12 protein-coding genes are annotated in these 14,605 nt (G+C 56.3%); 1 reads left to right on the forward strand and 11 read right to left on the reverse strand.

Annotated elements, in window-relative coordinates; genetic code table 11:
- Nucleotides 1–146: 146 nt before the first annotated feature.
- Nucleotides 147–665 (forward strand): hypothetical protein, encoded by a 519-nt coding sequence (locus L21SP4_RS07445; RefSeq protein WP_052882065.1) that lies wholly within the window; start codon nt 147–149, stop codon nt 663–665.
- Between the two features lie 60 nt (nt 666–725).
- Here L21SP4_RS07445 and L21SP4_RS07450 read toward each other — a convergent pair whose 3' ends face one another.
- The 11 genes from L21SP4_RS07450 to L21SP4_RS13500 form a co-directional block, all read right to left on the reverse strand.
- Entirely contained in the window at nt 726–1,172 is a 447-nt protein-coding gene (locus L21SP4_RS07450; RefSeq protein ID WP_074041418.1) for an RrF2 family transcriptional regulator, read from the reverse strand.
- A gap of 34 nt (nt 1,173–1,206) precedes the next feature.
- Complete coding sequence (locus tag L21SP4_RS07455) at nt 1,207–1,629, reverse strand: recombinase family protein (RefSeq protein WP_052882067.1); 423 nt, start codon at nt 1,627–1,629, stop codon at nt 1,207–1,209.
- Nucleotides 1,626–2,438, reverse strand: a complete 813-nt coding sequence (locus L21SP4_RS07460) for a nucleotidyl transferase AbiEii/AbiGii toxin family protein (RefSeq protein ID WP_256381205.1) — start codon at nt 2,436–2,438, stop codon at nt 1,626–1,628. Before L21SP4_RS07460 ends, L21SP4_RS07455 begins: the two co-directional genes overlap by 4 nt.
- A gap of 104 nt (nt 2,439–2,542) precedes the next feature.
- Nucleotides 2,543–3,142, reverse strand: coding sequence for a type IV toxin-antitoxin system AbiEi family antitoxin domain-containing protein (locus L21SP4_RS07465; protein WP_052882069.1), 600 nt, complete (start codon nt 3,140–3,142; stop codon nt 2,543–2,545).
- A gap of 474 nt (nt 3,143–3,616) precedes the next feature.
- Nucleotides 3,617–6,250 carry an ATP-binding protein gene (locus tag L21SP4_RS07470; RefSeq protein WP_052882070.1) on the reverse strand — a complete coding sequence of 878 codons (2,634 nt, stop codon included), beginning with the start codon at nt 6,248–6,250 and terminating at the stop codon, nt 3,617–3,619.
- Nucleotides 6,250–7,428 carry a metallophosphoesterase family protein gene (locus L21SP4_RS07475; protein WP_052882071.1) on the reverse strand — a complete coding sequence of 393 codons (1,179 nt, stop codon included), beginning with the start codon at nt 7,426–7,428 and terminating at the stop codon, nt 6,250–6,252. Before L21SP4_RS07475 ends, L21SP4_RS07470 begins: the two co-directional genes overlap by 1 nt.
- Before the next feature lie 14 nt (nt 7,429–7,442).
- Nucleotides 7,443–7,658 (reverse strand): KTSC domain-containing protein, encoded by a 216-nt coding sequence (locus L21SP4_RS07480; protein WP_052882072.1) that lies wholly within the window; start codon nt 7,656–7,658, stop codon nt 7,443–7,445.
- Nucleotides 7,659–7,660: 2 nt separating this feature from the next.
- Nucleotides 7,661–9,583 (reverse strand): ATP-binding protein, encoded by a 1,923-nt coding sequence (locus L21SP4_RS07485; protein WP_052882073.1) that lies wholly within the window; start codon nt 9,581–9,583, stop codon nt 7,661–7,663.
- Complete coding sequence (locus tag L21SP4_RS07490; RefSeq protein WP_052882074.1) at nt 9,573–10,781, reverse strand: SIR2 family NAD-dependent protein deacylase; 1,209 nt, start codon at nt 10,779–10,781, stop codon at nt 9,573–9,575. The genes L21SP4_RS07485 and L21SP4_RS07490 overlap by 11 nt, the downstream gene beginning before the upstream one ends.
- Nucleotides 10,782–10,985: 204 nt before the next feature.
- The gene (locus L21SP4_RS07495; protein ID WP_052882075.1) at nt 10,986–13,976 is read right to left on the reverse strand and encodes a type I restriction endonuclease subunit R; all 2,991 of its coding nucleotides are present in this window, start codon (nt 13,974–13,976) and stop codon (nt 10,986–10,988) included.
- Nucleotides 13,973–14,584 (reverse strand): restriction endonuclease subunit S, encoded by a 612-nt coding sequence (locus L21SP4_RS13500; protein WP_417999898.1) that lies wholly within the window; start codon nt 14,582–14,584, stop codon nt 13,973–13,975. The genes L21SP4_RS07495 and L21SP4_RS13500 overlap by 4 nt, the downstream gene beginning before the upstream one ends.
- Nucleotides 14,585–14,605: the final 21 nt, after the last annotated feature.

Below are 14,605 nucleotides of genomic sequence, written 5' to 3' on the forward strand. Positions count from 1 at the left end.
AACACCTATTCATAAAAACTATTCAGAAGTCTGCGCGCGGCATATCGATTCGCAGGGGGCGGGGAGAGAAGCTCTCGCGGTGCACTTCGCCTTGTACACCTCCGGCCGCGGCGTTATGATCGGATCGCAGGAGGAGGTGCGGTGTTATGAAAACACACGGAAGATTCGCGGGTATCGTCATTCTGGTTTTTCTGGCGGTCATGGTCATTTATATCTGGCCGCCGAAACAGGAAACCGGGGAAACCGCCCCCGCCGCCCCGTCCGAAGAAAAGGAGGATACGGCGCCAACGGAGGAAGCCGGGGACCGCAGCGAACGCATCCCGATCGGCGAGGTGCGCATTATCCGCCTCGAGGAAAGCTCGTCGGAACCGCCGATGGAGTGGAGGATCAACGAGTTCGGCGAGGAGGCGAAGGGGCCGGATGCCGAGCAGCCCTCAGGAGAGGGCCTGAAGCCGGACGCCCTGGAGATCGCACAGCTCGACTGGGAGAAGGTCAAACGGTACGAAAAGCCGGGCTGGATGATCACGGCGGTGCGTAATATCGGACGCGGCCAGATCATCATTGAAACGCGTAAAATCGAAGAACCCTTCCGGCGGAAGAACTACCTGCTGGTGGAAGACGAGGCGGACTGGGGCATCATCGGCGTCGCGGAGCAAGCGGATTGAGAGCGACGCTGCGGGGCGCCCCGGAGCGGGACGCGGACCTCTGCCCCCCGGTTCCGGGTGTCATGTTTCTGCGGAGACTCCCCCGTCGAGCACCCTCTCCACCTCGACGCAGTCACCGAAATGCGTGTCGCGCAGCGCCCGATCGATCCCCCGCTGAATCTTTTTCATCTCCGCGCTCAGGGGGCAGTGGTCCTCGCGCGGACACCCCGGTCCGCCGGGCGTGCAGGCGTTGATCGATTTTCCGGACGGGTCCATAACCTGAAGCACATCATAGAGCGACAATCCTTCCGGCGCGCGCGCCAGGTAGATGCCGCCGCCCTGACCGCGCCGGCTTCTGACCAGACCGCCACCGACGAGACGCCGGACGATCTTGCGCAGGAACCGGTACGGGATCCCCATCGCCTCCGCGATCTCCGCCGAAGAAACCGCCTGCGTCGGATTCGTCGCCCCCTGCTGCACGAGCCGGAGAACCACCCTCAGTGCGTAATCTGCCTCACGTGTAATCATAACAACACCAATGTGGTGTCATTCAAATGCTTTGTCAATTACTAAGCTTCACTCCCAGATAGGAGGCAAGCGGATTGATCATGAAGTTGTCGCTGGGCGATATCGTCAAGTCCGGGCAGGTAACGATGCGTAGATCCACGCCGTGATCGCGGAAAGATTCCATCAGCGTAAGGACATCGAAAACGCTTCGCGAGAGGCGGTCGAGATACTCGACGACCACAATGTCGACACAGCCCGTCCTCACCGACTGAATCAACTCCCGAAGAGCAGGCCGATCCAACGTAGCGCCGCCGTATCCCGCATCGTCATATCGTGTTCCAGTCAACTCCAAGCCGATCGGCTTCATCGAGGCAATGAACTTCAGGCACGTATCGAACTGGGCTTTGCAGGAGGTTTCCCGATGACTGGGCTCGGAAGACTGGCGGGTATAGATGGCGCAGCGTTGTCTGCGCATCATTGCGACCTGTTTGCCGACCAGCCGCTCCCTGGAGTCCAGTGAAGGCGAAGCGCCTTGCCGAGGACGATGGATTTCAGGACCGGCGCGAGGAACTCGCGAATCGCCGGAACGACCTCGCCGAGTTCAAGGTCCGCCTGGTCGGGAATCGTACGGCGCAGGAATCCCTTCCACTGTGTCTGCTTGGTTGGGTTCGCCACAAATTCATCCTGAAGGCCGGGCGGTGTTTGCGACGGCAGTTCCCGGCCACGCCGTTTGAGAGAGGCATCAATCGCCTTGGCGAGCAAAGCGGCATCGAAGGGAAATCGCTGGGCCAGCGTCCAGAGATCGTAGTAGTCCTTCATTCGACTGTTGAGGAGCCCAAGCACGATCATGGCGTCGACCTTCTCCGCCACGACCGTTTCCCTGGGATATGTCTTCATCTCGGGACGTGGAAGATCGAGAAGTACGGGGTAATCGGACTTCTCCGGATCGGGAACGACGGCGTCGCCGAATCCAACATCGACCGAGACGTTGAGCCTGGTGTTTCCCAGTCGTCCCGGAATCTTGATCCGAAGCCCCTGATAGACCTCCGCCTCCCTGATTTCCTCGATCTCGATTCCGTCCTTGGAGAACTCGATCCCATCGTCTTCGACAGGCAACTTGCAAACATCCTCGAAAATGTTTCTCAAGTTGGAGGAGGAGAGATCGCCGAAGCCGAGCAAATCCAGGTCTTGCGTCGGACGATGCAAGTCCTCCAGCCAGAGGACGAACAGCATCGCTCCTTTCAGAACGAACCGGTCCGCGTAAGACGACCGGGAGAGGCGGTACATCAGGCGTTCGATTCCATAGCGCGTCAGCGTGTGGTTGTGGTTCACCTGATGCTCGCGCGAGTAGTTCAGCAGCCGGGCCTGAATCGAATGGGATCGGGACGTGCTCACAGAAGCGCCTCCAGATAGGGTTCCATGACGCGCTCGACGCGGCAGACTCGAGCGTATTTCGTCAGGTCGTCGATTGGCCCCTTGCGCTGGCGCAGGTAATCCCGGAGCGCTTCGGTGGCAACGTCCACCCCGATCTTGTTGCGGTACTTGAAGCAATCGGCGACGGTCTTCGCGGCGGAGAATACCCGCAGTTCTGCGCCATTCACATCGTGCGATTCGACGCCGGCCTTCAGCGACTCTGCGGAGAACCGCGCGATGCGAAGCTTGACAAGGCCGATCCGGGGAATCTCCTTCGACTCGCCAATGGCCAGCCAGACCTCGAAAGGGCTTTGCGTGGTCATACCGTGAAACTGAAGCGCCGAAATCAGACAGATCACGCCATGGGGCACGATCGTGCAGACCTCCACCAAACTGCGGTGCTCCGTCTGAATGGCGCCGGGAAGCGCATAGAGGCCGCGATCCCGTCGCTCCAGCAGCCCCCGCTCGCAAGCGATGGATAGATACTGACGCGGGATACCGTGGTCAGCGAGGTCACGGGCGCGGATCAGCCCTTTGGTTTCGGCCACGCGCATGAGGTTTTCGAGGTGCGTCGTCATAGCGTGGCGATTTTACGTACTCCCTGGACTTGTTGTCAATCCCATTGATTTAGTCAATCGCGCCTGATCTCCGCAACGGATTTCGCATGGGTTGCACCCGATAAGCGAGCGAGAAAGGGTTCTTAACCCGTTCGGGGTGTTAATCCGAGAATCTCAGAGTTCCGCGGAGGTTGCCTTCGCAGACCGGGTGTAAATGACCCTGTTGTGCCCGGGCCGCCGGAAATGTGGTTGCGAAACAGAGAGTAACGGGACATGTCGTGAAGCGCGCAAGTGGTTCAATGACAGGCGGATACGGCAAAGGCCCGAGACTTATCGTCTCGGGCCCTTGCGTTAACCTATTGTGACCGCAGCTACGCGGTGAATTTGTCTGGCTCCCCGAAAGCAACCCCTGTCGAAACCATCGCAGCGGCTACTCATATCATTATGCCAGTCAAATTCGATTGTCAAAGAGCGGGTTGCGGTTCAACGCTACGTTCACCGAATCGGAATCACGTTTGCTTCGCCAATATGGGCGTATCTCTCGGGTACGCAGGTAAAGATCACTATCTGGCAGTTCTTAGCCGCCTTTGCCAGGACCGCGCCCATTAAACGCAAGCGATCTGGGTCCGTGTATCCCAGTGCATCGTCCAAGACCAGTGGCATGCCGCCGTCTTTGGCCACGATAACAGAGCAGGCCAATCGAAAGATCAGGGAAAGCTGTTCCTTTGTGCCGCCGCTTAGGAATTCAAATGGCTCGGTGATTCCGCTCAGCGTTCGACTGGCTATCTGAAGGTCTTCGCTGATCTCTACTTGGAACGTGTCGTCGAAGAGCAGACGGCCAAGATGCTCAATCCCTTCCTTTAGCGGAGCCACATAAGCCTGCCGAGCCTTGTCGCGTTCCTCCCGCATTGTTTCGAAGAGAAGCCGTGCGGCAGCGGCACGCCGATTCAGAGCCCGATTACTGGCCTCGATCCGTTCCAAGCTGGTCTGCGCCGCGTGCAGTTTTTCATGAAGGCCTTCTTCACCATGAATGCGCAGCCGCTCTTGTGCTTGCGTCAGCTCTGTTTGGGCATCATTCCTTCGATTGCGAGTCGTCTGCAAAGAACCCTCGGCCGTTTCTGCCAACGCTTTCACTCGCTCGGGGTTCTTTGCTTTGAGGGCCTCCTCTGCTGAACGAACGCGCTTCTCCTCGCCAGCCACATCCTGGGCGGCCTTTTCAACGGCAGCGTTCAGGTCTTTGTCGGCGGCGGCCTTTCTAGCCCTGGCAAGGCTTTCTCCTTTTCGTTCCGCATCTTTCTTCAGTAAATCAATCTGAACACGAGCCTCCTGGTGTTTTGCGCTCAAGTCGTCTCGCACATTTCGCGCTGCATCCAAAGACGTGCGAGATGATTCCGATTGCTCGTTTGCCTCTTCCAGGGCTGACTCCGCCTTCGCACGATCATCCTTGGCGGTCCCCATGTCCGGGCTGATGGCAGGTTCTTTATCACGCTTGGAAAGATATTCAGGGACGCTTTGCTCAAGGCTGCGTAGTTTCTTCGAGAGATCCTCATAGGTCAGATCAAACAGATTCTCCTTCTCGACGCGATTCTTTTCCTCGACCTGGCGGGAAGCATCCTTCTTCGCTTCCATGGCCCGCCTTGCCTGTTCGGGGTCGGCAACATCCACAGAGCGGCATGCGTCATCAAGGTTCTTCTGAGCAGCGTCGACCTTCTTGGCATGTTCCTCCAAGCTTGAGCCTGCCGTGATTTCAATGTCGAGCATATCAGGAACGGTCAGCCGCAACCTGTCGGCAACGGATAGTGTCTGGACCTCGTCTTTGTCCAAAACTGTTTCGGCTTTGTCGATGTGGAGCGTGCTCTTGCTCAGTGCGCGAAGCAAGACGCTCGGGGCACGAGTGTCCAGGTGCGCTTTGGCGGTCGCCAGGTCCAGCTCAGCCTTCTCTATTGCCTTCAGCGCCTTGGGGTCGATCTTGGCTTGCGCCAGCGTTTCTTCCGCTTTGCCCGCACTTTCCCTGGCCCGGTCGATCCTTTCCTTGCGCTCGCGGAGCTGATCGAGAAAGAGCTTGTTTGTGTAGTATTCGTAATCCGCTCGCCGAAGGGATGCCCGCGCATCGGCCGTCTTCTTGTTCTGCTCAGATTTGTTGGCGGCTTTCTGGGCCTTCTTGAAGTTCTCCTCTGCTTGGTTCAATGCGGCAAAAGCCATCTTGCTGTTTTCCTGGAGTTCACCATGTTCCTTGGCGGCTTGGTCTGAAGCCTTGATGAGATCCTCGCGGGCATCTCTGTCACGGCGCGCCGCTTCCACAGTCTTGTTGGCGGATTCCAACTTTGCCTGAGCTGTCTCAAGGGCTGCCTCAAATCTTCCTATCTCATCAAGAGAAGCAGTATGTCCGGCAACCTCCTTCTTCAATTCTTCCTCTCTGTTCTTTAGACCCTCCAATTCATGCTGAAGCGTGTCCACACGGTCAATGTCGTGATACAGATCACCGAGTTTGCGTTCGACTTCGGCAATATCAGCTTCGATAGACTCTTGGGAGTTTCGCGCCTCCTGGAGATCTTTTTTCTCCTGACCGGTTCCGGTGTAATAACGGGCATACTCCTCACGAGCCTTTTCAAACAGATCCTCTTCTTCCGGGTCTGCGGGTTGGCCGCCTGCTGTCTTGTCAAGGGCGGCAGACAGGGATGTTTGATCCGTCAATTTCGGCTGGTCAATGGCATCGCCTTGCTGGATCGACAGTGCCTTCCACAGATTAACGTCAAGCGTTTCCTTGAGAATGGTCTCGGCACGATCATGAGCGTCCCGCCCCGTGTAGTTTTCGGGTTTCGGCTTTGTGACAACAAGTTTGGTCTCCGGTTTCTTGAGAAAGCGTTTGGAATAGGTGAATGCGTAAGGTCCGCTTTCCGCTTCGAGTTCGATCTCGGGGCCAACGTCGCGATGGACAGGAGAGATCGCCTTGACCTTCTTGTGTTTGGAATTATCCGGAAACTCAAAGAGTATCCAGGAAGCCTCGCTGAGGCTCGTTTTTCCAGCTTCATTGGGTCCCTGGGCGAGTGTGATGCCGGATGCGCCGAACGTAATCTCGGAAGCGTCAATGCCGCGATAATTGGCAATTCGAAGCCGGATGTATTTCATCACACACCCCTCCCAAGCCGAAGAAGGAGCATGAGCGCGTCCCGTGCCGTGGCGCTGTCGTCGCCATCTTCCTCGATGGTGCTTCGGAGCCGTTGCACTGCCGCATCCGCGAATCCGGAAAATCCAAGGTCGGTGAAATCCGTGTCGTCAGGAATCACAATTACGTTCTCATCCCGCACATCACAAGCGCCGAACACGTCGGCAGCGGAAGCAAGGTGATCTTGAAGTAAGGCGTGCAAGGAAAGGGTAAGCGAGCCAAGCAGATTCAGACGAATGACCGATCGCTCCTTATCCGAAACGTCTTCGAGCAGTTTCCGAAGCGATTCCACATCCTCGGCAGTATTCAGTTCACGCTGATGCTCGACAAAATGCCACTGGCCAACCTGCACTTCCTTGGTGGAAATCTCCCCATCGGCAATCTCGACCAGGTTGGCAAAGCCTGAATGCATCTCGGTGAAATCCGTGGATTCAGGTGTGCCGGAGTACCAGATATAGTCGCCGCCTACCTTTGTGAGGGAATGGCGGTCTCCAAGGGCCACAAACTGAACCTTGCCCTCTCCGATAGCCCGCTCGAGTTCGGTTACTTTCATGACCAGAGCGGAATCTTTGTCGGGGGTGAATTGATCGACGGCCCCATGCGCAACGCAAATACGAACAACTCCGCTTGCGGGAGTCAGAGATTCGAGAGTTCCCACGATAGGATTGGCCGACGGTCGCTTGGACATCCACGGCGCGCCGACTATTTCAATGCCGTCACCGAGATTGAGAGTGGTGGTATCTTCGATCACGTGAACATGGGACGGTTTGCGGTCTATGAAAACGCTTGAATGGTAGACAGACGCCGCGTCCAGTGGGTCGTGGTTGCCCGGCAGGATGTAAACCGGAACAGATACGTCCTTCAGAGCCTCCAGCGTGCGGGCAACCGTTTTTCTGTCCACCTGGTTCGACTCGAATGTGTCGCCAGCCACCACTATAAACTGGCAGTGTTCCTTCTTGGCAATGCGGCCCATGGTTCGAATCGCGTCGAAGCGCGCCTGGCTGTAGCGCTCCTGTGCCCCTTCCGAAAGGAAGTGGCGAGTCATACCCAGTTGCCAGTCACTCGTATGTAGAAATCGAGTCACGTGTGGTTTCTCCAGATCGCCGCTATCGAGAATCTCAGTGTTTGCATCCGCAGCCATACAACATGTGTGCGTTATGTGCGTGCATATCTATATGTTCCCTTGATGTTCTGTGCCAAGAAGCCCCCCTTGGATGGAGCCGCCTTCATTTGCTCAAAAAGAGTACTGGGCACGTCGAAGTACTGGTAGACACTGCCGTTTTTGAACTCAACAAACAACACTTGGCTAGCTTCATCGTATCCGAAGCGGGTAATGTTTGACGATTCCGGTGATTCGGTCCAATTTGTCATGGTTATGTCTCCTTGTCGTTTTGCGGTGGGTTAACAGTGTTGGGAGGGGCCTTCTTGTGTTCGTAATGGGGACTCTGTTTCCGCCACAGGCGAACGACTGCCCCGTAGTCTGGTACGTCACGCTTTTGATTCCAACCACCCGCACCATCAAATCCATCCAGTTGGAGACTTCCGCGCACAACCACTCGGGGGTCTTCACTATCTGGCTTCCGGTTCTTGGCGGGAGGATCAATCAATGTGCGGATTGGAAGAGAGACAGCTTCGCCCACAATGATAGCTTCACCTGTACGAAGCACTGGCAACATATCGAACAGGCCTTTGAGGCTGTCCGATGCGGCACTGGTCACATGGCCTCGGTCTGTCTCGTTAGCCAATCGCATGGCGCAGATGGTGCCGCATTGCGACAAGATTGTGGAATCAATCTCTGATGGGCGTTGGCTAACAAGCATCAGGCCAACACCATACTTCCGTCCTTCCTTTGCAATACGCCGCACCGCCATAGAAGCTGCTTCGGAACTATCTGCGCTCAAGTATGCATGAGCTTCTTCCAGGACAACGAGGAGTGGGCGTTCTCGGCCTCCTTCGGGCAGTTTTCTTGCCCAAAAAAGAGCATCGTAAATGATCCGCAGCAATGCTCCGACCAAGTCATTAAGTACCGCGGACGGAATACCGGAGAGGTCCAAGATCGTAATTGGGCTATCTCCACCAATCCAATCCTGTAGCAGGGCGTCGAGATCTTTTACTGTCTTTCCCTCAACGTCTGGTAGCCAATCGCCCGGGTTAAACAAGAAACCAAAACGAGGGTCGCGAAGTTTCGACGCCAAGCTGGCCAATTGCTGGCGAATTCCAATGCCCCCTGTTCCGTGTTGGACGCGTTCTTCCGCTGGCCCAGTTGTTTTTACAGTGCGGTATGCAGGAGGCGTAACAGACATGGCATCCCCAGTTTGCTCCGGTTGGCCACTCGAATCCAGGACGTAGGCTGGCTCCAGCTCACCCGCACTTCCGCCCGGCTTCGGGACAACAGTCAAGTGCTCTCGTTTATGAAGCTCAAGCCATAATTTGTGAACGCAGAACGGCACAGGGGAATCAACGGTAACTGTCTCTTTGGTTACTCCTTCACACGGGCTTTGTGTTAATGACTCTCTCTTAAGGAGAAGCACAGAGTCAGTAAGTGTGGCGGCCTTTTGTCCGTCAAGACCTCCAAAGCCAACCTTGATCAATTCATCGAAGCTTAATGCCCAGAAAGGGATATGCAGGGGGCGTTCGCCCTTATCCTCATCAGCAGCGGTGACACGGAACACTGTGCTGCAATCCGCGAGCGCCTTGCCGTACTCCCCGTGAATATCGAGCACAAGAATGCGCGCTGAAGGATAGCGATTCGAATCTGCGAGAGATGTAAGAAGTCCAGCGACGGTGGTCGACTTTCCTGATCCAGTTGTGCCAACTACTGCCGCATGGCGGGTGATTAGTGTGTTGATGTTGACAAGGGCGGGAATTGCCTCGGTGCTTGCCAAGTGGCCCACTGAAACAAAATCATCGGGTTCGCCTGGACCATAAATGCTACGCAGGTCTTGCTCTGTAACGAGGTGTGCGTTATCACCAATGGTTGGATATTGCGAAATGCCGCGCTTGAACTCGCCTGACCGATGACCTTCTCCGACAAGCTGAACCTTCATCCATCGATAACCGTAAGGCTCGATCTGTGCTAATGACTCGGGTACGGCACCCGCGCCGACCTGCGACACAATCCCGAAGAGGTCGGTGAAGCCGATCGACACGCGGACAAAGCTCCCGATCTGTCCGATCCGATAACCATGACCATCGATGAAGGCCAACCCAGATACTGTGTCCTTGTCAAGCGCGATGCTGATGGTTGCGCCTTGAACGTCCTGAACCGTTCCGAGATAGGTTGGGCTATTCGGCATTGGTAGCCTCCAATGACTGGCGGCTCTGCCCGACAAGTTCTCGCAGGAACTTACCCAATTCGGCGAAGTCACCAAGCGTGAAGTGTGTGATCCGTTTGCCTTGCTCATCCGCCGGATCAATGGGAGGCCAATCCAGGCCAGTCATGTTATTGGTAGGGACAGACTCCGAGTCTTTCTCCGGCCATTGGACTTCTTGACCGCTAACAAGTCCTCCATCCCTTGCCAGGAGAGAGAGGTTTGGTCGCCCGAGAGCGAGATCCTTGGCCTTTTTGTACTCTTCAAGTTTGTCGTAGAGCAAAGCAAAGGCGATAGCGGTCTGAGTACTTTGCAGCCCCTGCATGATTACTTCGTTGAGATGGTCGTCTCGGAATGAGTAACCGCACAGCACGAGTGCTGAAGAAGGCTGTTTCAAGAATGCCCTGAGCCTATCGATCATGGCCAGGTAAGGCATTCTTCTGCTCTCGTCGTACTTCAAGTGCGATGGGTGTATGACCCGGGGGAGATCTGATTTGCCCGAGGAACCCCGGAGAACTCCCTTCTCCACGTGTTGGAACCAGTTGACAGAGCCGTGCAGTTTCCATAGGCGGGCCCAGCGCGGTGGAAGTTTGTCCTCCTCCATCGCTCGTATATCAAAGAATGGACTCAAGGAACCCGCAAAGCCGTCGAAGTATGGAACGCGGCGGTCTTCAAACGCCTGTTCCATCAAGAGGTCGTAATTGGTTGTGAATATCTCGACAGGTATTTCCCGAGGAACGGCATCCGCCCACACGGCTGTGCTGTGGTATGGCGTTTCACTGGAAGGCAGGGCTTGGTCCACCAACTCATGGATGATCTGGCAGATATCCGCGTCGAGTTTGTCGAGGTCGTCAGCAGAGAGATCCCGAACCTTTGAGCCACCGGCAACCACACGCAGGGCGCGGATATGGCTAAGCATGTCCTCCACGGTTGTGTCATTTCGGCAATCTTCCTTGAAGTGCTTATCCAAGATGCCCAGAAGTGGTTTGGTTTCTTTGCCATCAGACAGTCTCTTGCGGACGACTTCCGTCAATCCCGCTATGTCCGGTATCAATGCTTTCTTGCCATCTTCGATTCGCACAGACACCGGGCAGCCAGCGCCCAGAAATAAGCCCAGAGGTTTCTTGTCGCTCGATAGGCATTGCTGCAAATATCCAACTTGTTTTTGGGGGTCACTATTCATGACATACTCTCCGGGATGGTAACGATCCTTGTTGAACTAGCGCCCATCATTCGATTGTGCTTTTGGTTCGTTATCGCCACCACAATCACGCACCGACTCATCGACTTCGGGCAGTTTGAACTGGAGCAGTCTCCCAACTCGGGCGCGACGCCGTTATGCGATGTTGGCACCGGGTCGTAGTTCATGTTTCGCCCTTTCTGCGTCTCATGCGGCGCTGTCGTCATAGGTCACACCGAAAATCGTGTCCGCCAGCCACTTCTTGAAGCCGGGGTTGTCGCTGAACTGCTTGAACAGCTCCGTGTGGTCGGACAGCATCCCGATCACCACCTTTTCCAAGGCTCGGTCGTGCTCCAGCCGCGCCGCCGATTTGCTGCTGTTCTTGATCGCGTTCAGGTATGCCTGGTCCTCTTTCACTTTGGCTGGGATGTCTTCGGTGATCACTTTGCGGATGCGGTCTGCGTCTTCCCACTCGATGTTGCCAAACCGGTCATTGAACGCTTTGATGATGTTGCTTAGCGCGTCCAATTCGGGTTCCGGCTTGCGTCCGCCGCCACTTGTCGGAACAGGGCCGATTTCGGCATCCGCATCCGGAAGCGTGAGCTGCATTGTCTGCTGCACTTCGGCGCGGTAGCTGTCCATGTCGATGGCTTCCAGAATGCCTTTTGAAAGGTCCGGCTCAACAGGGGCTGGGAGCTTGGGAATCAGAAAATTCAGGAAGATAGACAATTTCTCCCACGCGGCGTTGGTGTATGGCAGAACCGAGGCCAGAAACTGATACGTCCGAGTGAACGTCTTGGCTTTGCCCTTGAAATCAACCTGGCCATCCTCATCAAGTTCGTCGTTGTAGACGCTCACGCATGCGTCCAGAATCGGGTCCAGCTTGTCCCGATCTTCGCCGTCGAGAAACAGCCGGACCAGTTGGTCGACCTGTTCATCGGCATACACCTGGTAACCATCCAAAGCCGCTTTGAGGTCGTGCAGCTTGTTCGGATCGGTTTCTTCGCTCAGCACCGTCGTGCGGTAGTAGTCGGAGAACGCGTCGGTGATCGTGTCCGCATCGTTCATGAAATCCAGCACGAAGGTGTCGGTCTTCTGCGGATGCGCGCGATTCAGTCGCGACAGTGTCTGCACCGCCTTGATGCCGGAAAGCACCTTGTCCACATACATTGTGTGTAGCAGCGGCTCGTCGTAGCCGGTCTGGAACTTGTCCGCAACGATCAGAAATCGATACGGGTCTTTGCCGGGTATGCCCTTGATCTCGCCCGCTTTGATGTATTCCTCGATCTTGCCGCTCGGGAACCCGTTCATAGAGCCCTCGGTGATCTTCTTGCCATCCTGTTCGAAGTCGGAGAACGCTACGATTGCGTGGTACGGGCTCTTTCGCTCCTTGAGGTACGCCGTGACGGCGTCGTAGTACTGGATCGCCCGCTTGATACTGCTGCAGATAATCATGGCCCGTGCCCGCCCGCCGATCTTCCGCCGAGCAATCACCTGTTCGTGAAAGTGGTCGACCATGATCTCAGCCTTCGTCCGGATGGCGTGATCGTGCGACTCCACGTAGCGACGCAGCTTCTTCAGCGCCTTCTTTGTATCGAACTCCGGATCATCCTCGACTTCCTTGGCCAGACGACTCCAAGTGTCGACGGGGGTGTAATGCGCAAGAACATCCAGGATGAATCCTTCCTGGATCGCCTGCTTCATCGTGTAGCTATGGAACGGCTGGTGCGGAATCTTCCCGTCCACCGGCTTGCCGGGGATGCCGAAGATCTCCAGCGTCTTGTTCTTGGGCGTGGCCGTGAATGCGAAGTAGCTGGCATTCCCCAGCATCTTTCGCGATTCCATGATCTTGTTGACTTTGTCCTCGAAGGTCTCATCTTCTTCTTCGCCGCCCTTATCAGAAAGCGCCATGTGCATTTTCGCCGAAGTCTTCCCGCCCTGGCTGGAGTGAGCCTCGTCGATGATTATGGCAAACCGTTTCCCGCGATGCTCGTCTCCTATCTCGTCGAGGATGAACGGGAACGTCTGCACCGTGGAAATGATGATCTTCTTGCCCGCCTTCAGGAAGCTGCTGAGCTGTTGCGTCTTGCTGCCGGAGTCACCCGTTACCGCCCCGATCACCGAGGATACTTGGGCAAACTGTTTGATCGTGTTGCGGATCTGCTTATCGAGCACGCGCCGGTCCGTGATGACCACGACGGAATCGAAAATGGCCTTGCCCCCATCCTCCAGGCCGATCAACTGATGGGCCAGCCAGGCGATGGAGTTGCTCTTGCCGCTGCCCGCCGAGTGCTGGATGAGGTACTTCTCACCCGCGCCCTTGGCGGCCGCGTCGGCCAGGAGCTTGCGGACCACGTCGAGCTGGTGATAGCGCGGGAATATCTGCTTGGGGTGTTTCTTGCGGCCGCGTTCGTCTTTCTCTTCGACGATCTCGGCGTAGTTTTCCAGCACATCTGTCAGGCCGGGCTTGGTGAGAATGCGCTTCCAGAGGTAGTCCGTCTTCAGCCCATTGGGATTGGGCGGGTTTCCGGCCCCATCATTCCAGCCCTGGTTGAAAGGCAGGAACCACGAGTCCTTGCCCTTCAGGTGCGTACACATCTGCACCTCGTGGTCGTCCACGGCAAAATGCACCACGCATCGACCGAACTTGAACAGTGGCTCGTTCGGGCTGCGATCCCGCTTGTACTGCCGCACGGCGTCATCGACCGTCTGCTTGGTCAGCGAATTCTTCAACTCGAACGTTGCTACCGGCAGACCGTTGATGAAGATGCCCATGTCCAGGGCGAGTTGAGTCTCGTCTTGGCTGTAGCGAAGCTGCCGCGTCACACTGAAGATATTGGCTGCGTGCAACTGGGCCGCCTTGGTGTTGCCCGGCGTGGGGGTCCCGTAGAACAGGTCCAAGCTCACCGGCCCATGCTTGACGCCCTTGCGCAGCACATCGATGACGCCGCGCTTGGCTATCTCTGCGTCGAGGCGATGCAGGAACTGTGTCCGCTTTGGGCAATCCTGATCCAGCGCCAGGGTCTCGGCGGTCTCGGGCTGGGTGGCCTCCAGAAACTCGCGTAGCTTCGCCAGGTCGATTACATGCTCGCGGCCGTAGTCGGCATTGCTGCCCTGGACGTAGCCCGCATCGTTGACGAGTGACTCGACGATCAGCGTTTCCAGCCCTTTTTCGCTAGTGTCGGTCCATGCAGTCATGACAAATTCACTCCATCCTCTGACCGTTCCGCAACACATGGCAACTGGCCCGCTACAAGCTCATTCGCCGCGATAGCAGCCTCCTCTCGTATCGATTGGCTTAGCTGTTGATGCGTTTCTGCCAGCTGGATGAGGGATCTGATGCGATCGGCTATCTGAACCTGCTCCTCAATGGGGGGAATGGGTACCAGAATCTCTGAGAAGTCCTCGTATGTGATGTTCTTCCCTTGCCGAACTCCCGACACGGCGGTTGCAAGTTCGGCTATGAATCGCGGGGTCTTCATCAAGTATGTAAAAAACGCCTCATGAATACGGCGTTTCGGCCGCATGACAACGTAGGCTGGGCTCACGATGCCCCTACAAGCTGAGTACTCTATCCCCCCTTGGAATGAGCGGAGGCTTATAATGAAGTCCCCAGGCTGCACCAGCTTATAGCTGGATACATCGCCTCCGGGCATCACAACACTGATATCCAGCGCAGAGCGAGGCACGACCCCCTGCGACTGTGTGACCGACAATAGCTCTTCATCCGGATGGCCCTTGTCTACGACTTCCCGAAATACATGCTTGGCCTTCTCAATCTCCCAATGTGAAGGCACCCGCCCCATCCACCGCGTGCCGATGTTGTC

Origin of the sequence: Kiritimatiella glycovorans (genome assembly GCF_001017655.1) — a bacterium.
Lineage (GTDB): Bacteria > Verrucomicrobiota > Kiritimatiellia > Kiritimatiellales > Kiritimatiellaceae > Kiritimatiella > Kiritimatiella glycovorans.

Excerpts from the sequence above, each read along its gene's own strand:
- L21SP4_RS07445 (WP_052882065.1), top strand. The coding sequence starts at position 147 with ATGAAAACACACGGAAGATTCGCGGGTATCGTCATTCTGGTTTTTCTG.
- L21SP4_RS07450 (WP_074041418.1), bottom strand. The coding sequence starts at position 1,172 with ATGATTACACGTGAGGCAGATTACGCACTGAGGGTGGTTCTCCGGCTC.
- L21SP4_RS07455 (WP_052882067.1), bottom strand. The coding sequence starts at position 1,629 with ATGATGCGCAGACAACGCTGCGCCATCTATACCCGCCAGTCTTCCGAG.
- L21SP4_RS07460 (WP_256381205.1), bottom strand. The coding sequence starts at position 2,438 with ATGTACCGCCTCTCCCGGTCGTCTTACGCGGACCGGTTCGTTCTGAAA.
- L21SP4_RS07465 (WP_052882069.1), bottom strand. The coding sequence starts at position 3,142 with ATGACGACGCACCTCGAAAACCTCATGCGCGTGGCCGAAACCAAAGGG.
- L21SP4_RS07470 (WP_052882070.1), bottom strand. The coding sequence starts at position 6,250 with ATGAAATACATCCGGCTTCGAATTGCCAATTATCGCGGCATTGACGCT.
- L21SP4_RS07475 (WP_052882071.1), bottom strand. The coding sequence starts at position 7,428 with ATGGCTGCGGATGCAAACACTGAGATTCTCGATAGCGGCGATCTGGAG.
- L21SP4_RS07480 (WP_052882072.1), bottom strand. The coding sequence starts at position 7,658 with ATGACAAATTGGACCGAATCACCGGAATCGTCAAACATTACCCGCTTC.
- L21SP4_RS07485 (WP_052882073.1), bottom strand. The coding sequence starts at position 9,583 with ATGCCGAATAGCCCAACCTATCTCGGAACGGTTCAGGACGTTCAAGGC.
- L21SP4_RS07490 (WP_052882074.1), bottom strand. The coding sequence starts at position 10,781 with ATGAATAGTGACCCCCAAAAACAAGTTGGATATTTGCAGCAATGCCTA.
- L21SP4_RS07495 (WP_052882075.1), bottom strand. The coding sequence starts at position 13,976 with ATGACTGCATGGACCGACACTAGCGAAAAAGGGCTGGAAACGCTGATC.
- L21SP4_RS13500 (WP_417999898.1), bottom strand. The coding sequence starts at position 14,584 with ATGGGGCGGGTGCCTTCACATTGGGAGATTGAGAAGGCCAAGCATGTA.